We start from the raw sequence: 21,496 nt of genomic DNA, 5'->3' as shown, positions 1-21,496 counted from the left end.
CGCCGTACGGTCGTAGAGTTTGATGGTACTCAGTAGTTAGCACACAGGTATCCAGACCGGTCAGACGACCGACTCAACCCCCGTCGTCAACAATCAGCCTAAGGGAGATAGCGATGACCGCGCAGCGTTCAGTGCGATCGCGGACCGGCTCGATTTCGGTGACTACAACCGAGCAGGGTCTGCCGATGAGCCTCAAGATCGACCAACGCGAGATGAAGAGATCACCCCAGGCCCTCGCGGACGAGATTTTGGCGCTGTGCAAGCTCTCGGCCCTTCGTCAACAGGTTGCCCGACGACGAGAGATCCTCCAAGAGCCTTTCGGCGCGGAGATTGTTCGGACGCTGGAACTGCCCACCGAGGCCGAACTGGCAACGGCAGAGGAAACAGTCCTTGGCCAGGAGGAAGACGATCAGCCGCAGACATGGATGAGAAGCGTATGAGCGGTCTAGCAGAATCCCTGATGGCGCGTATCCGCAAGCAGCGCGACCTCATGCAGGCCATGACTGACGAGTGCCACTCGATCTCGGTGAGCATGGTCAGCCAAGACCAGGCGGTAAAGGTCCAGGTCGACGGGCTCGGGGCGATGACGGGTCTCTGGTTGAGCAGTCAAGCTCAGAAGCTGTCGGCCGACGCATTGGCCAAGCTCATCGTGGAGACCGCGCAGGCGGCCGCCCAACACGCCCTGGAGCGCCAGCGATTCCTTGGGGATCACTTCGATAAGAAGTTCAATGAGCTGCGGAAAACGCCGCTCACTCGATGGGACGGCACGACCTTCACACCGGGCCAGAGTTAACCTTCGCGAGATCGACAGGCAACGACCGTTGGTCTCACTACCGCCTCGTGGCAGGTAGTGAGACCAGCGACGTAGTGAGCGCCGAGAACATGTCCCCCGCGCGCCTGGCGGCTGGCTATTTGTTGGACGCCGACGTCCGACAAATGCAATGGGACTTACAGATCCGCGTTATGCGGATCACAGGAAATATCCACTATGCGTGTAGTGCGACAACTGGACAAACTGTCAATTGAGTAGCAGACGCCGAACCTGCAGGTAGTGCCCACATATCCCGACACCAACCGCCCATTCGGCACCACACCGAGGCCGGACTGCCACCAAGTGCGACGCTGGCAACCATTGTTCACCCCAATTTTTCCCTTGACAACTCGCGTTGTCAGAACGTTCCAGCTATGCTCACGGACAACTGCAGGGGAAGGAACTGGCGCAAGCCGGTTCATCGGAGTCAGGAGGCGGGAAAATGGCTAAGGACGTGGAAGCGGTCTGGACCACGCTCAGCAAGTTCGCGATGACGGCTGCTGAAGGGGGCACGCAGGTCACTGAGGCCGCCTCTGTCGATACAGCGCAGTCCGTGGCGGAGGTCTCCCAAGCCGTCGGGCCATTTGGAGTGCAGTTTCTTGCTGCGTTTGGACCCGCACAGGCGAGCCACATCGCCGGCGCGCTGCAGCAAGCCGCCCTGCACACCGGCATTGCGGTGGCCACGGAAGGCACGAACGCGGCCTTTCAAGTCACAGACATGGGTGCGTAGGTTCCTATGGCTGAGGTCAACCCGCCGCCAGGCCCGGTCGCGAGCGGTCCAACGGCTGTCTTGGCGCACCAGGTCCCAGGATACGACCCTGGTCCGGTCATCAATGCGTCCGAGCAGAACCTTGCCGACTTTCTCAACATGCCGGTCCACGACATGCTCAACAAGCTCGGGGTTCCGGCAATGCCAGGGCAGGGGACTCAGCCGGGCCAAGAGCGGGGTACCCAAGACGGGCAGGCCGATGCCGGCCAAGGCAATCCGATGGATCCCTCGTCACTCATCTCGCCTGTCACAGAGGCCCTGAGTTCACTGGGTACCGGCATCTTCCAGGCCTTAGATCCTACAAAGATGTTCGAATCGGTCTCGAAGGCCATCGAGGGCGCGACCTCAGCCCTAAGCTCGGCCTCCAAGTCCAACTCGGGCGGAGGCTGGTCGGGCCAGGCATCCGACGCCACCGCCAACAAGACTGCTCAGGCGGCAAAGAGCGGCGCCAACCTGTCGAACCAGGGCCAAAAGCTGGGCTCGGAAACTCAATCAGCCGCGGACACTACGGCGAAAACACGCCAAAAGGTTCAGCAAATACTGCAGGAATACCAAAAGACGGTGCAGTCCGTAGGCGGGGATATCGCCACCCCGTGGGGTTACGCCAAGGTAATGGCAGCTGCGACCAAAGCGACCACAGAGACTTCCCAGGTGATGGCCGAAGCCGAGGGCAAACTATCGGGCAATGCCGCAGCCACAGCTGCGGCCGGTGCCCCGGTAGATGTCGCCAGCATCGGAATGCAGATGATGGGCCCCGCACTCCAGGCCGTGACCGGACTCCTCACTTCTGGATTAGGCATGGTCACCCAGGGCGTGGGCACTGGCGTCCAGACCGGGACCGGAATGATCGGCAAGATGATGTCGGCGACAAAGGGCACCTCGAAAGACGCCGCAAAGAAGGCTGTCAGTACCGCTAAGCCACTGTCGACCGGTGGTAGTCACGCCGCCAAAACAGGAGGCGCTGGTGGTGGTGGTGCCTCGACGCCAAAGCAGAGTCTCAGCGCCCGCAGCGCTACCGCAATGCCCGGCGCCGGTTCCGGAGGTGGTGAATCCGCTGGCAAAGTGGGCTCTTCCGGTGCTCGCGTTTCCGCAGCAGGCTCAACCGGCGGCATGGGCGGAGGCGGCGGCATGGGCATGGCGCCCGGCGCTGGCAGTCGTGGGGGCAGCAGCAGCGAGGGCGGCGGCCACACCTCGGCCGACTTCCTGCACACCAGCGACCAAGGCGGGGAGATCATCGGCGATCTCGGCAGCGTGGCTCCACCGGTCATCGGTGAAGCCGATCCACACGAAGTGCAAGAAATCGACCTGAGGATCTAGGAGACAGAACATGGCTAGTTCAGATTTTTCGATGAATGTCGGCGACGTTGCCGAGGCCAGCAAGCAGCTCGACGCGCTGGCGGATCGCCTCCAGAAGGTGATGCAGGATGAGGATACGAAACTCAATGTCATCGCCGGCGGAAGCGACGAGGTATCCGTCCGCGCCGCCAGCACCATGAACGAGGTAAAGGGCTCATATGCCAAGGCCAATCAGGCCGGTCTGAACGAGCTGCACGAGATTGCCGCGACCATGCGTGCTCACGGCAACACCGCTGCCGAGATCGATCGGGTCTAACAAACCGGCTTAACCGGTAATTTGATGTGAGGGGAGGTTTGCGTGGGATTCACTGATGTCGTCTGGGAGTCGCGGAGCACTGAGCAGCTCGCGCGTGACCTCACCAACGGTCCCGGTCCCACCTCGATGGGCGAGGCCGGTGCCGCTTGGGTGCGGATTGCGAACGCGCACGCGACCGCTTCGGAGGAGTACCGCAAGATTCTGGACACACTGCGTGGGGCGTGGAGCAGTAGCGGGTCCGAAGCCGTCATCGGACGCCTGGAGGCGTTTGGCGAATGGCTTACGGCCACGGCGATCAACGCGGCCGCCAATGGCCAACGCGCAGAGGAAGCCGCGGTCGCGAATACCGTTGCGGTCCTGGCGATGCCGAGCGTGACCGAGGCCATTGAAAGCAAGGCCCGACACGACATGATGGCGTCGTTGGCCGCCTATAACGGCGCGGTACTCACCGGGACGTTCGCCGAGTTCGACGAAAGCGCGACGGCAGACCAGGCCGATGCCGCCATGGTGATGAACCAATACGAGGAGGCCGTCACCCCGCTAGCTGCGATGTGGGAGGAGCCGCTCCCGCCGCAGGTGGTATCCGGGGATGCCCTCAAGGCCGAGAAGGATGCCAAGGAGGCCGCGGCGAAAGCCGCCGGTGGTCGCGGTGGTGGCGGCGGCGGTGGCGGGATGACGCCGACACCCCTGTCGCCGCGTCAGGATCGTCGGATCAAGGAGAGTGCACCCCCCGCGCAGCTGCAACGTGTCGGGTTTACCGCCGGAGCAGCTAGTGCGGGCGCTGGCGGTATGGGCGGTATGGGTGGCATGGGCCCCATGAGCGGAATGATGGGCGCGGGGCGCGGCCATGACAACGACCGTGAGTTCGATTCCGTGCGGCCGGCTTCAGCCCTTGAAGGCGGCGGCGAGGCTGCTGCCGGAGTGTCTGGGGCGGGACAAGCCTGGCTGCCCGCGACGGCACAGAATGACTCACCTTTCGCGGTGTCCAGTGTCAGCTGGTCCCCGACTAGTTCCGTGTTCGACGAACTAGTGGTGCCGGCGGAGCCTGACGTCCCTAAGTGGGACGCCAATGAATCGGCGCGGACGCTGGAGCAAGTGTCCGATAGTTGGGTGTCTCCGCCTGTCATCGGCCAAGACCGGGAGAGCGTATGACAAATGCGCTCGCCGCTGCCTACACCCTGACCGACGACGAACTACAGGTCATCGGTAATCGCATTGGTGTGCAGTCGTTTCCGGTCGTTCTAGCCATCCGGCCGCGATACGCGACGCACTCCGCGCTAGACGACGCATTTGACGCCGCAACAACCCAACTGACCGAACGCGGGCTGATTTCCGAAGGTCAGGTGGCACCTGAGCTGATCGCGACCATCCGGCTGCTACAACGGCCGGATCGCGACTTGTCGATGCGACTGGTGACACCGGACGGCATTTCACGAGTCTCGGTGGTTCGCAACGGAAAGCGCGTGGCGTTGGCGCGCCGTATCGGAAACGAGATCACCCTGCGGGAAGTCGCGGGACACGGCGAGGCTGCGGAAGCGATACAGGCTCTGATGTCTGAACTACCCGCCGCGGATGCCGCACAGATTGATCCGGTCGGTGCCCCCATCGACGCGGCCCGCGACGCACTGTTTGGGACCCACGACCCCGCGATTCTCGCCGACCGTGTCAGAACACTAGGGGCTGATACGCGAGCTGCGATGACGCTCGGCGCGGCGTTGTCGACCCGAATGGCGTTCGCGGAGATTGTGTATCACGCGATTGACGCTGAAGAAGACCGCATCGAGCGGACACCTGCCGCCGTTGGGATCTTCTATACAAAACGGGGCCGTTTGGTGGCGGCCCCGAGTCGGGCCCCTAGCGGCCAAGTCTGGGCGACCATCAAAGGCGCGTCCAATCACACCATCACTCAGGCCATCCGACAGCTCATCGAGCTGTTGCCATGCGAATGGGAGGGAAATCCATAGGGGCGAACGGACAATACTTCAACCGTAAATCACTATCGAATTTTGCAAACACACAAACTGAGGAGAAGAAATGGGACTGAAAGTTTCGCACAGCGAGGCCCTTGCCAAGATGAAGAACGTTCGCAGCGAGGTCAACTCAATTCAAGATGTTTTGAAGCAGTGGCAGGTCGAGGGTGAAACCATGACGACCAGCAACTGGCAGGGTGCTTCGGCACAGAAGTTCGGACAGGGCCAGGAAGAACACCTCACCGAATTCAACTCGATCATCGCAAAGCTCGAAGAGACTGTTGACTACTCGGACGAGAGCCTGAACGACTTCATCAACCAGGACGCCACCAGCTAATTGCTATGCAGTACGCATACCCAATCTCACCCTAAGACAGGAGCAAAAAATGAGCGGCGACTTCATGCAGTACAACTTCGACGCCAACCACGAGCACATCGATACGTTGGACAAGAAGGTTGCTGAGGTGGGCGAACTTCAAGAACGCGTCAAGAAGGTCTTCGAGACCCTCAACGACGTATTCGATGGTGGCACGGCCGCAGCGATCCACGGCAAGGCCCTCGAGATCGACCGGATGTTCTCCGAGCTGACCGACAATGTGAGCCAGTCGCAGGCCCGCGCTCGTGCAAAGAATGACGAGATGCAGGACCTGGACCGGTACCGCGCTGCGAACATCTAAGTTCTAAGCAATTGGCGGGGTTCGGTTGGCTACAAACCAACCGAACCCCGCCAACCAATTTTGGCGTTCCGCCTACGACTCCATGACGGACGTATGAACTCACACATCGCCTCCGAAAACTTCCGCTCAGCAATATGCGGTGCGTCATGCAGTGGCGCCCCCACTCGATTCGCGTCAGAAAATGAAGCATGATCACCGGAGACCTCGCGCCGGTTCACCATGACATCGAGTCGTGGAACATGAGTGGTTTCGACTTCAGGTGCACATGCGAAGCACTGGGATTCGACCAGCTGCCCTTCCCTCTCGGCTACCGCAATCGGCAAACCTACATGGAAGAGGTAGAAGCTGATCGAATCGCCGCGCTGGATCGTCAACGAGCTGGGATGAACCAGTACCGCGTGTACGTTCTTGAGGCGCTGCGGCACCCAGCACTGATCGTGCGGGGATTCGGCAAAATTAACCGCGGACCCTCAGAGGAAATCTACCGACTGTTTGGCACCATAGGCACCAACGCATATAGCGCGGTCATCACCCAAGATCCCAGCGACGAGTATTTGTTTGGTTCAGACGTCCAGGTTCGAGGCTGCGCAAATGTAGACTTCCCCCAAGTACTCATTCGGGCATTGCCTGAATTTCGCCCCGGGAAACACGCACGGCAGGACATACCCCGTAAATCCGATTCCTTGTCGAAGTTGTTCCAAGGATTGAATGTTACTAGTTCAATCCTCCTCAGCGTGTCGGTCGATTTCAGTCTGGACTACGAGCTCAGAGATCCTGTCCATCTGACTCTGGTTAACATTGCCGCCGATGGCGCATACCTTGTCAATGAAAATCCCGACGTTATCCAGATCGTCCCTGCAACTATTCCCAATCTTATAAAAACGTTCCGGACTGTCGAAGCTATTCAAGCAAATGCTGCACAGAAACTCGCAGCTCATAGGCAGACGGACTGACAATGGCCCATCTCAGTACGGTTTCCACTTACGTTCCCAAGGGCGCTGACTCACTGGGATTGCCACGCCATCTGTCGACCACCCCAAAAGACATGCTTTCGGTTCATGAAATGACAGAATTGGCCGCCGAGCAGATCGAGCCTGCGCTGTTGCTCAAAGCGGCTGAAAGCTTGGCAGCCTCCTTTCACTGCGGCTCCCTCTTTCAAGGTGAGCACTTTTGGCCAATTCAAAACTCATTGCAACAGTCCATTCTCAACAAAACAACGGCTGGATCAGCGACGGAGATACGTCAGTTCTGCTCCGGAGGCTTGTTTGGAATTATGCTCGCGGACGCGATACTCGAAGCCGGGTGGGCAGGTGACTACGCGATGGTAACCGGCGGTGACAGTAATTTCATCTTTGATCGCTACGAATACGCGGAGAGCGCGGCAACCGAAGGTTCGCTGATGGGAGACAGCGCGTTCTGTACAATTCTTAACAAGGACAAAGGCTTCGCTGAGATAATTGCCGTGTCCGCCCGATCGTACAATCCCTCTGCCGATGAGATGCGCAGCAGAGCAGACTACGGAATAGACGATCCCTCATTTCCCGAGCTGTCGGATTGGACCGCCAGATTCACAAACAGCGCCAACACGAACCCTCAGTTAGCCGCCTACAATGCGCGAGAGAGCTTTAAGACTGCCGTCAGCACGATCACTGACTGTTATCAGCAGGCTGGTATCAGAGCTGAAGAAGTAGACTGGTTTGCTCCATCGTTCATAAAACCACGATATATGTCAGAATTGATCGCCAAGAGAACGCATCTACGGCCGGACTATCGCCTCTACGAATTTGGTGAGAGATTCGGCCACCTCACGGTGTCTGACTTCTGCTTGAATCTTGCCTACTTGATGAATGGCAAAATTGCCAGAAGCGGTGACCTCGTACTTCTTTTCTCTTCTGGGAATTTCGTCAATTCGGCTGCGGTTCTGATTCGTATAGAAGAGGAGGTGAAGCTTCCCCTCAATGTTGCGCTATAGCTCATCCACCAAATGCGATGTCGAATCGCCATAAGTCGATCCTATAAATAGAAATGAGGAATAATGTCTAGTCCATGGAGTTCGTTAGATGCCGACACTGCTTCCAAGAAGCTATTCCTTGATCCCGAGGTAATGCCAAAGATTAACGGCGCGATAGACGCCTACAAGACAGGCCTTCAGAGCGTCATTAACGCATCGGTTAGTGACACCACCGGATTCGGGAATGACAATCCATTCGCATCTGCTCTAAAGAAGGCGTTCGACGCCCGCGGTGCAACTTTGACCAACTACGTGAAGCAACAGCTGACTAACACTGAAGATTTCGTTCAAACCGCCAACGATGCCGTAATAGCTTTTCAGAACGAGGATCAGCAGTAAAACATGGGTAGCGTAGGAAATTACCTCGGTGCCGCAATGGGCGGCGAGTACGACGATTCCTGGGTAACTAACACAAATTTCCCCGATCGGCAGAACTTACTGGGTGCCGATGGCAAGCTCAAAGATCTATCAGCCCCCACTCCAGGAGCCGATAATGATCCAAACAAGCCAAAATTTGATAGCCGGTTACTCGGTCCTGTTCCGGGTCTACTTTCGGACCGAAGCTTTAAGCAAGAGCTGGACAAGTATGTGCACGGTCCACAGGCGGTCAACTGGGAATCTAAGACCTTCGCCGCCTTGCGTAAGGAAAGTGAGGCGCTGAGCCCGACGCGGATGACGGGCTACGCAAACGCTTGGAAAGAGGCCGGCACAACTCTGAAGACCCAATCCGAGACCTTCAAGTCCAAAGTAGAGGAATCGGTGTCCGGACATTGGTCAGGAGAAAGTGCTAGCGCTGCCGACAGCGCAGTAAAGAACGTCACGAAGACCTCAATATACGACTTCACACCGTCCTCGGAAGCAATCCATAACCGACTAACAGTGCTAAGTACTGCATTCCAGTATGTTCAAGACCAGTTTAAGCTGCTGGACCCTAACGATAAACTCATCGAAGATGGAAATTTCGACAAGGCAAAATTAGACGAAAAGATTAACGACTTCAACTCGAAATACCATCTCGACGGCGATGGTCGGCTGCGAAACAATAGCGACGGGTACGTTCCAGCGCAGCAGGCCATCGACGAGATGGACGAAATTAACCGATCTATCAAAGATTATGCGCGGGCAGTCCAACTCTTCCGCGACACGTACCAGGACGCGGCGATGAAAGTTGTGGAGGACTTCCCCAATTTGCCATCCCCGCCAAACATGACTTTTGGACAGAACCCCGGCGGCCCAGGTGGAAACGGAAATGGAAGCGGTGGTGGTGGAGGAGGAGGCAACCCACTGTCCAACAAGTCGGGTACACCTGTGGATACCAAGAAATACACCGACGCGCTAAAGAATCTACAGAATAAGAACACTACGAACCCGAATGCCAATAATTCCAGCACTAATCCTGCCCAGGCGCTGAGTGGGATCACCAGCGGGCTAAGTGATGCGGCGAAACAAGCTGCCAGTGCTGGTCAACAGGCGTTGAGTGGGGCTACCGACGCACTCAACCAGGCACTCGGCGGCCTGTCGCAAAATGGCCTGGGCGCTAATCCCGCGATTCCCGAAGGCGCCCTCGCGCTCAACAACGGTAAGGCCGTGAGCGGCATCAAACCGGCTGGTGGCGTAGGTGGCGGTTCGGCCGTCAAGGGCGTTAGCGCTGAGAAGGCACTTCGGAGTGGGACTGGTAGCACCGTCAGTAACGCCGGTAAAGCATCAACTGCCGCCGTTCAGGCCTCGCGAGCCGGAGTCGCAGGCCAGGGAACGGCCGGCGGTATGGGCGGAGGGGCTCCTGCCGCGGGTAACCGCGGAGGCAGCGACAAGGAACACAAAGTCAACAAGGCTCTTCGCACCAAGCAGAATGGTGAAGAGCTCCTAGGAGAATCCGAAGCGATCGTGCCAGTGGTCGGTGAGAAGCGACTGACGTGACAGGCGGCGGCATTGATTTCACGGAGATCTTGGCGCAAGCCGAGGAGCAGATGGCTGAGATTGCAGCCATTCAGAAGAAGCAAGCGGCACTTGTTACTACCGCGACAGCGGCCGACGGGCTCGTCACTGTTTCAGTCAACGCGCAAGGCATCGTCATCGAAACCAAGATCGATCGTGACTATCTCGACGAGTTCGATGTTGACGACCTTGGTGGGCACGTAACCCAGGCCGCGCAGGCTGCCGCCAAGGATGTGCAATCCAAGGCCGCCGCGTTGATGGCGCCCGCCGCTGAGCGTCGCAAGGTATTCCCGTCGCTGTCTGAGCTCATCCCGGATGCGCCCGACATTCGTGATTTCACCGCCGCGATCCCTAAACCGTCGCTGGCACCGCCGAACTCGCCGTCTCGCCTCAATCTTGAGGGCGACCCGGGCGACCATCACCAAGGCGACGACGAGCCCTGGTTTGGAATCCGAGCATGACTGTCGTGCATAACCATCGACTAGGACGCACTCGGTGGCTGGCGACGACGTAAGCCTCTCTCCCGACGAGCTGCGAAACAACGCACGACACGTTGAGGACTTCGCGAGCCGATTCGACTCGCTGACCCAACAGATCCTCAGCCGGGCGAACAGCGAGGACGGTAAATGGGGTGGCTCGAAGGACGGCCAGCAGTTCGCTGGCGGCGGGAACGGTTACATCGCTCAGCTCAAATGGGTGAGCGGTGTGTTCGACGGCCAGAGCAAAACGCTTCACAGCTTTTCCGATACGATCCGTGACACTGCGGACGCTCTGGAACAGCAGGATGATGACGATAGTGCCGGACAGAACGGCAGTACGTCGGGGATATCTAACGGCGGCAGTTCTGGTTCTGGATCCCCCGGTTCAGCGCCATCACGAACCACGTCGAATCCCAACAAGACGAAGACCGATCAACCGAACGATCCGCCGTCGAATCAGCCGCAGCAGCCCAATTCGCAGGCTGACTCGGCCTTCGCAACCCACAGCTCTGGCCAGTCTTCATCTCCGTCAGGCCAACAGCAAGCGACTGCCCAGCCCGCGAGTTCGTCTGGGCAGCCAGCGAGCTCGCAGCCTGCTTTACCCGGACCCTCCTGGGGCGACGGCCCTGTAGGTCCGACAATCACGCCAGCAGGCCAAACTGCTTCAGGCCAAGCAACTGCTGCAGTAAGCCCGCTAAGCGAACGGTCAGATACGCCCGTCGCAGCGTCTAACTCTCAGTCATCACCCCCTCAGCCCACACAGCAACCCAACCAAGGTGTCGGGCAGTCTGGTGCACCATCTTCGGGCGGATCACCGAGGTCGACTCCCCCGGCATCATCGGGAACACCGCCACCGAGCCTCGCCAAACCACCCAAGCACTCTGCTAAATCAGCTACTTCGGCCGCAACCTCAGGCACTCAAGGTTCATTCCAGCCCAACTCAGCGGCGGCACTCAGCACTAGGCCGGCCGGACAGCAGCCAGGTCGCCCCGTGTCGGCGGCCGCACTCTCCAACAACCCAGAACACGCGGCTGGTATTGAACATGATCGACAGCCTCAGCAGCACAACACCTCCAACGAAGCATCCCCCTCCTCAGAGTCGGCAGACGATTCCACGCAGGTCGGTCGCAGCGTATGACTATCACGATCCCCGGTTCGCTCCAATGGGTTGCCTATCTTGTTGGAGAGGAATGGCCGGAGGGCGACGAAGATGCCATGAAGCGTCTGGGCTCGGGCTGGCGGACATCGTCTGGTGAACTCAAAGATCTTGTCCCAGAACTGAATCGAATCAAGGAAGAGATCCGAGCATCGTTCTCCGGAGAGTCCGCCGACGCAGTCGATAAGGTCTTCAAAGACTGGTTCGAAGGCGACTACGCACTCGACAAACTTTCTGAGGCTATGGACGGGCTCGCCGATCTCAGCGACGCGCACGCCATGCAAGTTCAGTACACGAAACTGATGATCCTGACCTCGCTTGGGATCGCAGCTGTCGAGATCGCCTTTGCTCTGGCCTCAGCCTGGGCAACTTTCGGTGGGTCACTCGGCACTATCCCTATTATCGAGGCGCTAACCACTACGGCTGTGCGCCAGGCGATGTCACAACTTCTGCGACAGATCGTCGAGAAACTTGCCGAAGCCGGCGCTCGAACCGCGATTAAACAACTCGTCAAGGAATTCGGAGAGACAGTCGCAAAGCAGGCCGCCAAGAAGGCCGCGGAGCGTGTGGCACGACAAGCAGCTCGCAGCACTGCCCAGAAGATCGCTCTCGGCGCTAGCCGGGTCGCCGCCAACGTCGCGTTCGAAACCGCGATCGGCGTCGGACAAGAGGTGGGCATTCAGGCATACCAAATCAATGACGGCATGCGGGAAAAGTTCAATACCGGCCAAATCCGCGACACCGCAATATCTTCCGCAGCAGGTGCGCTCGGCGGCCAGGCGACGGCGTTTGGTGCGGGCAAGCTGCTGAAGAACGCACCGCTAGGGCAGATCAACAACACCGCCGCTGGCCGATTTACCTCGGGAGCGGTAACCGGATATTCCGCCGGAGTGGTCGGGAACCTCGCAGGAACCGGTGCACTCTGGGCCGGAAACCGCGACACGCAGTTCACCGCTCTCTCCATCTTCGGCGGAGCCAGCTCTGGCGCGTTGTCTGGCGGCGTGCATGGTGGCCTCGGCACTCACGCCGCCAGCACAAGCGACACCGGGAACTCGGGACATAATGGAGGTACGGGTACCACCGACCACGGCGGCAATAGCAGCAGCGAATCCAGCGCAAACAACAACAGCCACAACGGATCACAGTCGAACTCCGGACAGAACGGCTCTCCCTCACACAGCGGAAGTACCTCGAACACAACGGAATCCGGGTCCCCTACCCACCAACAAAGCGGTGGCGAGCACAGCACAACACAACACGGTACACAGCAGACCGGCCCGCAACCGCATGAAGCCAACGGCAGCCAAGCCGGCACCACTAACGGATCTACCCCGTCACACCCGAATCCCGCAGCAGCTGTGAATGACTCGGCCGTACCTAGCCATGCTAATGCCAGCGACTCCACGACGACACTGCACGGCACTACCGAGGTAGCGCCACACACCCCGACTGGCGTCGACACGCAGCAGCCCGGACCGTCGGGTGCAGAGAGTTCATCTCAGTCTCATACCCTGACGAATACCGAAGGTATACAACAAAATCCGGCAACAACCACGGACTCCGGGCCAGTTCAGCAGCATCAGGGTCAGCAAGCCGCATCACAGCAGCCTGCCGGCACCCAGCCCGCTGCTGCTGGTCCTGCCGGAACTCAGCCATCCGCCATGAGCCCGAGTACGACTCACCCCTCGGCTACGACGACAACCCAGACGAGCACCACCTCCACGACCCAATCACCCTCCAGCACATCGGCTCCTGCCCATACCGCGACTCCTGGCTCGCAGGCCTCCGGGGCGCCAACCACACATCGTGCAGATAGTGCCGTCACGCCTGCCAAAGCTCCCGAATCCGCGCCTACGGGACAACAGGTCACATCGGGCCCGGAATCGACGCGTACGCAGCCAACCGGGACCGCGAACGACAAGGCTGGTCCGGTTGTACCACAGACCAGAACGGATGCACCGCAACAAGTTCGCTCGGATAGCAGCCAGAACCAATCCGACACCCCCACGAGCCGTGAGCCAGTAAGCCCCGAACGGTCCACCCCGGAGCGGGGTGACCACACACGATCATCGGACCCGGGCAGCACCGATAAGAACACTCAAGTCAACGACGATGCCCGCGCGGATGACGGACGAGTCAAGCTCAGCGGGCACGGCACATACAACCCGGAGAACGGGACGGTGACCGTCCCCAATGGCACTTCGGTCACCGTGTACGCAGAGCACGGAGCACGGATCACGGACGGGCTCGGCAACCGCATCGAGACCGGCCAAGATGTATCTGGGGTCTATTCCCGGACCTATACGGAAGGTGAGGTGATGCCCAACTACACCCTGCATGCGCCGCACGGTCTGGATACGCAGGGAACGCCACACACTGTGGACAGCGCCACCAACCTCCGCGACATCCTTAGCGAAGGCATGGGCCCGGTCGATTGGGCCGCATGCGTCGAAGCCGCTGTAACACCCGACGGAGGTGACGCGCCAGGCCGGCACAAGCTGTACGACACCACCAGGATCGGCGACAAGACGACCGGGGAAACTACCTATTACAGAGGGCCGGATACAGACTCGACTGGCGGTCGACACGGGGACGGCGACCAGACCACCCGGTCACCGCAGCACTCATCAGAATCGTCACACAAGGCCAGCGAGGAACACACCATCGACTCGCTGGAAGAGCATCGCACTAGGCAGCATGAGGGTGCCACTGCCGACGACACCCGTAATGCACACGACCAGGCCCAGGCTGTTCGCGAGAAGTGGGACGCGCTGACTCCCGATGAGCAGAGGTCACTTATCGACCATGAGACTCAGCCGGGCCACCAATCTAAGCTCGGCGATCTGGACGGACTTCCGGCCCATGTCCGAGACACTCTCAACCGCCACAACCTCGTTGAAGACATGGTCAGTCGTCACCCCAAGCTCGAAGACCAAATTCGCGAATACGCCAACGCGATGGACGATCACCTCGCCAGCCCAAACGAGCACCCCAAACCGGACCACTTCGATCCGACTCACGACAAGCCGAGCGCTCTCAACCGCCTGGCGGCACTTTTCGACAACGAGATGGCGCCGTACAAGAATGTCGATGCAACCTGGCGCGCAACGTATGGAGTGCCAGACACTGCAACGACGCCTACACGTCAGCTACTTGCGTACGATCCCAAGGCATTTGGCGGCGACGGGCGGATTGCAGTCGCCGTCGGAGACCTGGACGCGGCGCGGGTGGTATCGGTGCACACGCCAGGTATCACGTCCACAATCCGCAGCATCGATGGCAACATCATCAATGCGGAGAATCACTACATCCGCTCCAACGAGCAGCAACCCGGTCAACCAAATGCAGTCATCGCATGGATCGGTTACGACGCCCCGTCGGGGCTAGGGATGGCCCGCACCCCGAGCACGACTCTCGCAAGGCTGGGCGGGTACCGACTCGCACACGATGTCGCGGCGCTAGCGGGGACCGTCGGCGCTGACACTCGAATCAACATGTTCGGACACTCCTACGGGTCGACCACGACAGCCTTCGCGGGGCAACACGGCCGCCTCGCTAACTACGTCGACACCGTCATTCTGCTTGGTTCTCCAGGTGCTGGCCCGCTGCACCACGCCAGCGATTTCGGGATCGGCCCCGAAAACGTCTATGTCGCCTCAAACAGCCACGACTTGGTCACCTGGGTGGGCGGCAGCCAGGATGGGCACTTCAACCGGATATCGGGGCGGCTGCATCTGGGCGGACTTGGTCTCGATCCTGCGATGCGTGAGTTTGGCGCGACTCGTATCGCGGCCGAGTACGTCTCGCCACAGCACACAAGCAAGCTCATCAGCGCGCATGTGAACTACTTCAGCACCGAGCACTTTGAGGCCGACGGCCAAAATACGCGGCTCTCCATCGATCCACATGCGCGCCCCACCGAATCGCTTGCCAACTTCGTCCATATCTCGACCGGGGATACGCATCGGCTGACACTGGAGTCGCCGGATCCACGCACTGCTACTCCGATAGGTCCGGACCAGCGTGGCCGTGTGGGCCCGAGTCACGATGCCGCAACGTATCGCAACGCAGATCCACCCACTGGCTATCCCGGCCCGGGACAATGTGTTCCGTCGGTGCTTCAGGATCTTGGCGGTTCACATGTCTGGCGAGACGCGCTGGGTGACGTGGGGCCAGAAGGTGCCACGCGCGGAGCGTTCGAGGCGGCGCTAGGCACACACCTGCGCGAGGGCACTACCGAGGACATCATCGCGGCCACACAGCGCGGCGAGCAGGTTGTCGTGGTGCATACCTACGACCGCGCGGGCCTGTCCGAGGGACACCCGGGTGCGCACACCTTTCTCGTCAAACCGAACCCGGATGACCCCGCGCGCCCGCTCGTGGTCGATCGCCAGACAGGTGGCACACACCTATGGCCACCAAGGGATCTCGACCGCGTCACGCACGCAGACATCGCGACGTTCCACGAAGACGGCACCCCGACCCACCCGATGAATCCGCACGAGTTCGCGGCCCACGCCGAGCGCTCGACCGACCATCAGCGCATCGGCCAGACCGCGCTCGAAACGGAACGCGGCCGGACACCCGAGGACGGTTTCCATTACCCTAGGTCCGACGAAATAGCCAATGTCGGACAAGACAATCCGCTGACCGTCAAATACCCGGACAGCGGCGACGAGATACCCCACATCGGCAAGACGGACTCACCTGAGATCACCTATCCGAAGACCGATGAGATCCCTGACACCGGTCTACGGAATACACCGGAGATTGACTACCCGAACCTGGCTCAGGTCACCGAGGGAACAAACGATATTCACGAGGTACCGCCGGAAATCGATCACACCCAAACAACCGACATTGACCGAAACAGGCTGGTCGATCTCGATGCTGACAGACCGGCTGACATCAGTCAGGCTCGCCCCGCCGATATCGACCTGAACCGTCCGACGGAGATGATCGGCGATCGCCCCGCCGAATTTGGGAACGGTCAGGAAACGACGCCACTCGTGTCCAGCGACGAGGCCGGACCTCTATGGTCTCAGCCCAACGAGACTCACGAGGGTCCCGAACCACGTCCGGCTCGAGAAGATGACATCACCGAACAGCAGGAACAGTCACACCTCGACGAAGCTGTCTATCCCTCCGATCACATCTCAAATCAATTGGAACTGCCTGGATACCATCCGGGGTCTCTATCCGGACACGAGACCCGCACCGTGTACCTCAATGGCGAGCAACGAATGCGCGCGTTACACGACGACATGGTCGCGCGAGGCGTAGACCCGGAAAGTCGCGCTCGCGCGATGGCCCGCATGCGTAACGAGCTACGCACGTGGGCACGCGAATTGATGGCTGACCGCGATGGAGCGGCGAAGCTAAACCGAGAAAACCCCAACCATTCCTGGGACGACGTCGTCCGGCGGTATGCAGCGGAAGGACGCGAAGGCCGCGATCTGTTCGAGCGGATAGTCGAAAAGTCCACCTCTAGCCGGAAGAGCGTCAACGAGGGATTGGGGATCGACCCGGAGAACCCGGGACAACTACCCCAAATTCGAGAGGGCAGCCCATCCAGCAACTCCACGCGGGATCATGCACATCCCCCACGAGGTGAACCTGAGCGTTCAAGCAGTGACCATCGCGATGAAACCCACGATGACGTAAACGCCGACTCTGACGAGTCAAGCGACAGACAGAAGACACCCAAGCGTTACATGCTCGACAATGGTCCAGGTGAGCCACATACGACCCGTGACGTACGGCCAGGAGTCACAGAGCGCCACTATGCATGGGACTCGCATCTAGGTGAGCCTGGGGTTGCCAAGGCTGACATCATGAACCACCCCGACACGACACACGTGCACCGCACACGAATCGAGCGTGATTTTGAGCGCGGTGCCCACAGAGATTTCCCCACCTCCCAGGTCAGAGAAATCGAAGTCACGGTAGGACGAAACACCGCGGTATTCACTCTCGTGGACGGCCATCCTGCTCGGGTGGACTTTCTACACCGACAGACTTTTGATCCTGTGCCTGAGAGGCCCACCAGCGAAACGCGTGCACAGGGAGAAGTTAGTTCAGGCCATGACGGAGACGATGCCGGCCATATGTCCGCATTTCGTTTCACCCTCGATCAAGAGTTCGCAAATCTGTTCCCGCAGGATGCCAACTTCAACCGTGGCGCTTTTAAGACCATGGAGAACGAATGGGCCGCTTTCATCCAGCAAGGCGGCGAGGTATACGCGCGCATCGACCTGAATCCACCGTCGGAGCGGCCTGATACGGTCTCAGTGGAGTATGCCGTCAACAAGGCGGGTACTGATACTGAAATTTACTTCAATCAGAAGAAGTTCGATAATACTGGTGGCCAGAAATTTAAACGCCTCACTGTGGACCAGATAATCAAGAAGTTAAAGAAACCTATCGAACTCGACAGGGATGGAATTCAGGATGAGTCAAACTGATATAGACAGGATAGTCGAACTCCTGCAGTCAGATCCCCGACTAAATGAAAAACCGTGGGACCGATATGCATTCTTCTTGCATGTCGGAGATAGGGTTGTAAGCTCGTCCGGGTTCCGTTTTTCCAATCGGAATTGGTATTCCGGCTCTACCACTTGTCACGGATCAATTACGGGCATCGTCGAAGAGCTTCGGAAAGAAGAGGGGCTGCCTGTCGATAACCTTTGGAATGCCGCAGCCGTGACTGTCGAGAGGAATTCCGCAAACGGGACCCTCCACCTGTTCTACGATCTGGATGCCGAGGCTTGGGACATGACGCCCGAGAATCAGTCGGATCTCGCCGACCGCGCGTTTCAACTATTCGGCGACGGTAAACTGGATCGCACTGAGCCTTGGCAACAAGTACTCGTCGATCAGACGGGCCTTAGGGCCCGGACCGCGAAGCTGCTCACCCACGAGCCAACGGACGACGCGGGCTGGCCAGCCGATCTACCAGCAGGCGCTACTGAGGTAGTTGTTCTCGATGACGAACCGAACCCAACCCTTACTTTGCGAGTTTTTGTTCCTGGGACACCCAAATACGCATTCGTCAGATTCGACCAATTGGCTGTCCATGCGGAATGACAAAACGAGGAAGAGTGGCCGATGACCGAGCCCCAACAGTTCGATCCGACCCGCTACGCAGCCGACTCCTTGACCAAGGCGGGTATCAGCGTCGACGTCGAACCAGCGCCCTCGGGCCAAGATCCCAAAGCTCTCGTCGAGCAGGTCGTTCAGTCGATCGCTCAAGCCGCGCCCGCAGGGTGGGAAAGTCTGCATGGCGCATTCAGCTTCGCCGGTGGCCAAGAGATCGCGAGTATTGTCGTCACGACACCTGACGGCGCTGTACGGATGCCCATCACTTCAGATGTCATCGACCCGATCCGCACCCATCGCCTGATCAGCATCACCGAACGCGGTCCCTGGCTTCGCCTGATGTTTGACTGCGACAGTTCCGGCGCCCTCCAGGTCGCATTCGACTACGGTGACAACGAAATTCCCGTCGAGCTACGCCTGCCCCCCGAGGCATATCTGCGTGACTTCGAGGAATTTCCGCGTCCAGACGCACCGCTGTGGCTGCTCGCCTACATGGGCAACGAAGGCCAACAGATGCGCACCGCCGCCCAGGCCAGGGCCCGCGCCATAGCCGTCAGCGATGCCCGCCAATCCGATGACGAAATCCCTTCTTTCGCCAAAATATGGGCGCGCGTTGCCGTGCTATCCGCCCTCTGCCGTGGCTCCGACGCCCCGGTTGGTCCTCGCGCCGATCCTGCCTTTCAGCTGTATCTGGGTGACAACGGCGGCTGCACACTCTCGCGCCTGCCCGGCAACCGGGGTGTTCTGTCCGGCGGCAGCAATGACTCTCAACTCCTCTCTGCTGCATACAAGGGCGCCATCGCTTGGCCGGACCTGTATCGGAACGCGCCATCTTGGGTGCACAACCTCTACCTGGACCCCCGTACCGCCAACGGCCTGCTGTCGTTCTGCTACTGGTGGGACGGACAACATTGGTACCGCTCTGATCTGCCGGAGGCTCGTCCGCTCACCCAGAGCGAAACCCCTTGGAAGCCAACCGATGAGATTGCCCGCGGTGTCCCGGGCGTGTGGACGACCGAAACCACCGCCAACCTGATTAAGAGCATCCTGCGGCGCATCGGCGTCGAGCCTTCCGACAGGAATCATTACGCCGCAATCGATCTCGTGCGCGCCGCCGCGGCACGCATCGCCTCCGAAAGTCACCTCACGCGGCTGTTCCTGGACGGTGTGCCCGGATCATTCGACATCGCGGAGGCGCTCGCACAGCTCGATGCCACCGATGTGCTCCTTCCGTACTACCCCCCGATCGACCAGAGCACGGCCAAGGAGCTTGTCGTCAACTTCTGCCGGATCAACCAGATCAATACCACCAACTACCCGCTGGACCGCCTCGTTGCCGACCGGCTGGATATGGGATGGCAGGTGTTCACTCCGGTAGCCGACGGCCAAATCGCCATCGGACGAATGGTTTTCCTGGTCGCCGATGACGGCATAGTCGATCAAGCATCCACCTCGGCGCCCCCATCGGAGACGGCGTACGTATTCGCGAGCAGGTTCGCGCAGCGCGTGAGGGGAGTGAACTGAGATGAGTCCAGCGAACGGCATCGAGGAACTCATCACGCGTGCAGCCACAACCCAGGACCAGCAGTTGGCCAGTGAGCTGTTCCTCGCCCTCGACGATCACGAGCTCTTCTATTCCGTTGATATCAAGGACGTTGATGGGGAAGAGCAGATCAATACCCCGCTACTGGAGATGGCTGACGGAACGTACGCATTGGTGGCATACCCCTCGAAAACGCATCCCGAGCTGTGGAAACAATTCGCTGGCGCACCATGGCGAACTGTCCTGGATCTGGCGTCGAAAATACCGCCCGTCGAGTGGCTGATCGTCAAGAACATCCAGGGCAGTCGGGTACCGATCCGAAAGGGCCAGATCGCCGCCATCTTGGACCTTCTGCCGAGCATGAACAAACCCGCCGACACAATCGAATCGCTGATCGCCGAATCAGCGGATCACCCACGGGCAGAGTGGTTCTCGGCGCTACAGCGACGGTTGAATGACAGGGAACTTTTCGTGCGATTGACACCGCCATCATCAGAATCCGAACAACCCACACTCATCACCTCATCGGCCGGCGGTGTCGACGGACTTGTGCAGGCTTACACCAACAGGATCCGCACGGGATACGCGTATGGCGGGATGAGCTGGGACGCCATCGTAGGCATGGTCGCTGAAACTCCGGCCCTCTCCGGCGTGCAGCTCATCAACGATAACGACGACTGGGCGGTCGTCACACGATCTGACCTTGGTCTTGTGAAGTAGGAAAACGCCAATGAACTTTGATCAACCGGTAGAACTTCGGTGCATCCTTGAGCCCACTGAGGTGCTCAAGCGAGGAATCCCCTTGTTGATCATGGCCGGTGTTGTGTCGTGGCTCGTAGTGGCGGTGACACTCGGCCTGATGTTCCCGACTGTCGCTGCCATCTCCTTCATCGGCGGATTTATCGCAGCGGTTGCCGTGCCATATCTGATGTATACCCGCAAGCATGCCCAACTCACGGGCCAGTACGGCACGCAGACGCGTCTCATACTGTCTCCCAGCGGGTTGCAGCGCCTCGACAACGCAGTTGCTATCGAGATCCCCTGGAGCGCAGTCGCCCGAATTGAAACGCACAACTCGGCTTTGTCCTCGGGCACGATGCGATTCATCGGCGGGCCCCTCAATGCCATGGCCAACGCAGCCGTATCCACCGCAAGCACCGCATTCGTGGCGGGCATCATTGGCGAGGGCACATTAAGTCCCCTCCCTGGTGCCCCGCACGCAATCCTCAAAGCCCACGACCGTAACTCCGGCTCGAAACTACGCAAGGGACAGACATTCCAAGCAGTCCAAGCCGTCATCTTCCCTAACGAGTTCGAAAATGATTGGACGCGTGGCACTATCGGCACATGGTTGCGGCACTACCGCCCCGATGTGACGGTCACCGCATGAGCAAGCCATGGGGCCAATTCGGCTTTGGTGAATGGCTGTGGGCCC

19 protein-coding genes are annotated in these 21,496 nt (G+C 59.5%); all 19 read left to right on the top strand.

Features of this window, described 5'->3' with window-relative positions:
- Positions 1–113 precede the first annotated feature (113 nt).
- The 19 genes from AC5Y5C_RS06980 (at position 114) to AC5Y5C_RS06890 (ending at position 21,451) form a co-directional block, all read left to right on the top strand.
- Positions 114–440, top strand: coding sequence for a hypothetical protein (locus AC5Y5C_RS06980; protein WP_499970358.1), 327 nt, complete (start codon positions 114–116; stop codon positions 438–440).
- Positions 437–793, top strand: a complete 357-nt coding sequence (locus AC5Y5C_RS06975; RefSeq protein WP_499970356.1) for a YbaB/EbfC family nucleoid-associated protein — start codon at positions 437–439, stop codon at positions 791–793. The genes AC5Y5C_RS06980 and AC5Y5C_RS06975 overlap by 4 nt, the downstream gene beginning before the upstream one ends.
- Before the next feature lie 460 nt (positions 794–1,253).
- A complete protein-coding gene (locus AC5Y5C_RS06970) occupies positions 1,254–1,541 on the top strand; it encodes a hypothetical protein (RefSeq protein ID WP_499970354.1) in 288 nt (95 codons plus the stop codon).
- A gap of 6 nt (positions 1,542–1,547) precedes the next feature.
- Entirely contained in the window at positions 1,548–2,897 is a 1,350-nt protein-coding gene (locus tag AC5Y5C_RS06965) for a hypothetical protein (RefSeq protein WP_499970352.1), read from the top strand.
- 10 nt (positions 2,898–2,907) lie between these two features.
- The gene (locus AC5Y5C_RS06960) at positions 2,908–3,192 is read left to right on the top strand and encodes a PE domain-containing protein (protein ID WP_499970350.1); all 285 of its coding nucleotides are present in this window, start codon (positions 2,908–2,910) and stop codon (positions 3,190–3,192) included.
- A 42-nt stretch (positions 3,193–3,234) separates the two neighbouring features.
- Complete coding sequence (locus AC5Y5C_RS06955) at positions 3,235–4,344, top strand: PPE domain-containing protein (protein WP_499970348.1); 1,110 nt, start codon at positions 3,235–3,237, stop codon at positions 4,342–4,344.
- Positions 4,341–5,156 carry an ESX secretion-associated protein EspG gene (locus tag AC5Y5C_RS06950; protein ID WP_499970346.1) on the top strand — a complete coding sequence of 272 codons (816 nt, stop codon included), beginning with the start codon at positions 4,341–4,343 and terminating at the stop codon, positions 5,154–5,156. Before AC5Y5C_RS06955 ends, AC5Y5C_RS06950 begins: the two co-directional genes overlap by 4 nt.
- Before the next feature lie 70 nt (positions 5,157–5,226).
- Positions 5,227–5,499, top strand: a complete 273-nt coding sequence (locus AC5Y5C_RS06945; protein ID WP_358149773.1) for a WXG100 family type VII secretion target — start codon at positions 5,227–5,229, stop codon at positions 5,497–5,499.
- Between the two features lie 49 nt (positions 5,500–5,548).
- Complete coding sequence (locus tag AC5Y5C_RS06940; protein ID WP_358149776.1) at positions 5,549–5,839, top strand: hypothetical protein; 291 nt, start codon at positions 5,549–5,551, stop codon at positions 5,837–5,839.
- A 188-nt stretch (positions 5,840–6,027) separates the two neighbouring features.
- Entirely contained in the window at positions 6,028–6,792 is a 765-nt protein-coding gene (locus tag AC5Y5C_RS06935; protein WP_499970344.1) for a hypothetical protein, read from the top strand.
- A gap of 2 nt (positions 6,793–6,794) precedes the next feature.
- A complete protein-coding gene (locus AC5Y5C_RS06930) occupies positions 6,795–7,811 on the top strand; it encodes a 3-oxoacyl-[acyl-carrier-protein] synthase III C-terminal domain-containing protein (protein WP_499970342.1) in 1,017 nt (338 codons plus the stop codon).
- A 63-nt stretch (positions 7,812–7,874) separates the two neighbouring features.
- Positions 7,875–8,189: a hypothetical protein gene (locus tag AC5Y5C_RS06925; protein WP_499970340.1), complete on the top strand. Its 315-nt coding sequence runs from the start codon at positions 7,875–7,877 to the stop codon at positions 8,187–8,189.
- Between the two features lie 3 nt (positions 8,190–8,192).
- Positions 8,193–9,767, top strand: a complete 1,575-nt coding sequence (locus AC5Y5C_RS06920; RefSeq protein ID WP_499970338.1) for a hypothetical protein — start codon at positions 8,193–8,195, stop codon at positions 9,765–9,767.
- The gene (locus tag AC5Y5C_RS06915; protein ID WP_499970336.1) at positions 9,764–10,246 is read left to right on the top strand and encodes a YbaB/EbfC family nucleoid-associated protein; all 483 of its coding nucleotides are present in this window, start codon (positions 9,764–9,766) and stop codon (positions 10,244–10,246) included. The genes AC5Y5C_RS06920 and AC5Y5C_RS06915 overlap by 4 nt, the downstream gene beginning before the upstream one ends.
- A 1,152-nt stretch (positions 10,247–11,398) precedes the next feature.
- A complete protein-coding gene (locus AC5Y5C_RS06910) occupies positions 11,399–17,884 on the top strand; it encodes an alpha/beta hydrolase (protein ID WP_499970334.1) in 6,486 nt (2,161 codons plus the stop codon).
- Entirely contained in the window at positions 17,871–18,506 is a 636-nt protein-coding gene (locus tag AC5Y5C_RS06905) for a DUF7161 family protein (protein ID WP_499970330.1), read from the top strand. The genes AC5Y5C_RS06910 and AC5Y5C_RS06905 overlap by 14 nt, the downstream gene beginning before the upstream one ends.
- 21 nt (positions 18,507–18,527) lie before the next feature.
- Positions 18,528–20,042, top strand: coding sequence for a hypothetical protein (locus AC5Y5C_RS06900; RefSeq protein ID WP_499970327.1), 1,515 nt, complete (start codon positions 18,528–18,530; stop codon positions 20,040–20,042).
- A gap of 1 nt (position 20,043) precedes the next feature.
- Positions 20,044–20,781 carry a hypothetical protein gene (locus AC5Y5C_RS06895; protein ID WP_499970325.1) on the top strand — a complete coding sequence of 246 codons (738 nt, stop codon included), beginning with the start codon at positions 20,044–20,046 and terminating at the stop codon, positions 20,779–20,781.
- 10 nt (positions 20,782–20,791) lie between these two features.
- Positions 20,792–21,451, top strand: a complete 660-nt coding sequence (locus tag AC5Y5C_RS06890; protein WP_499970323.1) for a hypothetical protein — start codon at positions 20,792–20,794, stop codon at positions 21,449–21,451.
- Positions 21,452–21,496: the final 45 nt, after the last annotated feature.

The sequence above is a fragment of the Mycobacterium sp. NGS15 genome, assembly GCF_059813245.1.
Note: the sequence above shows the minus strand (reverse complement) of the source record. Positions and strands in the feature narration are given on the sequence as shown.

What these genes read in the sequence shown, in the direction of transcription:
- AC5Y5C_RS06925 (WP_499970340.1), top strand. Translation starts at nt 7,875, where the DNA reads ATGTCTAGTCCATGGAGTTCGTTAGATGCCGACACTGCTTCCAAGAAG.
- AC5Y5C_RS06895 (WP_499970325.1), top strand. Translation starts at nt 20,044, where the DNA reads ATGAGTCCAGCGAACGGCATCGAGGAACTCATCACGCGTGCAGCCACA.
- AC5Y5C_RS06905 (WP_499970330.1), top strand. Translation starts at nt 17,871, where the DNA reads ATGAGTCAAACTGATATAGACAGGATAGTCGAACTCCTGCAGTCAGAT.
- AC5Y5C_RS06960 (WP_499970350.1), top strand. Translation starts at nt 2,908, where the DNA reads ATGGCTAGTTCAGATTTTTCGATGAATGTCGGCGACGTTGCCGAGGCC.
- AC5Y5C_RS06970 (WP_499970354.1), top strand. Translation starts at nt 1,254, where the DNA reads ATGGCTAAGGACGTGGAAGCGGTCTGGACCACGCTCAGCAAGTTCGCG.
- AC5Y5C_RS06930 (WP_499970342.1), top strand. Translation starts at nt 6,795, where the DNA reads ATGGCCCATCTCAGTACGGTTTCCACTTACGTTCCCAAGGGCGCTGAC.
- AC5Y5C_RS06975 (WP_499970356.1), top strand. Translation starts at nt 437, where the DNA reads ATGAGCGGTCTAGCAGAATCCCTGATGGCGCGTATCCGCAAGCAGCGC.
- AC5Y5C_RS06935 (WP_499970344.1), top strand. Translation starts at nt 6,028, where the DNA reads ATGATCACCGGAGACCTCGCGCCGGTTCACCATGACATCGAGTCGTGG.
- AC5Y5C_RS06945 (WP_358149773.1), top strand. Translation starts at nt 5,227, where the DNA reads ATGGGACTGAAAGTTTCGCACAGCGAGGCCCTTGCCAAGATGAAGAAC.
- AC5Y5C_RS06950 (WP_499970346.1), top strand. Translation starts at nt 4,341, where the DNA reads ATGACAAATGCGCTCGCCGCTGCCTACACCCTGACCGACGACGAACTA.
- AC5Y5C_RS06900 (WP_499970327.1), top strand. Translation starts at nt 18,528, where the DNA reads ATGACCGAGCCCCAACAGTTCGATCCGACCCGCTACGCAGCCGACTCC.
- AC5Y5C_RS06920 (WP_499970338.1), top strand. Translation starts at nt 8,193, where the DNA reads ATGGGTAGCGTAGGAAATTACCTCGGTGCCGCAATGGGCGGCGAGTAC.
- AC5Y5C_RS06940 (WP_358149776.1), top strand. Translation starts at nt 5,549, where the DNA reads ATGAGCGGCGACTTCATGCAGTACAACTTCGACGCCAACCACGAGCAC.
- AC5Y5C_RS06910 (WP_499970334.1), top strand. Translation starts at nt 11,399, where the DNA reads ATGACTATCACGATCCCCGGTTCGCTCCAATGGGTTGCCTATCTTGTT.
- AC5Y5C_RS06890 (WP_499970323.1), top strand. Translation starts at nt 20,792, where the DNA reads ATGAACTTTGATCAACCGGTAGAACTTCGGTGCATCCTTGAGCCCACT.
- AC5Y5C_RS06965 (WP_499970352.1), top strand. Translation starts at nt 1,548, where the DNA reads ATGGCTGAGGTCAACCCGCCGCCAGGCCCGGTCGCGAGCGGTCCAACG.
- AC5Y5C_RS06980 (WP_499970358.1), top strand. Translation starts at nt 114, where the DNA reads ATGACCGCGCAGCGTTCAGTGCGATCGCGGACCGGCTCGATTTCGGTG.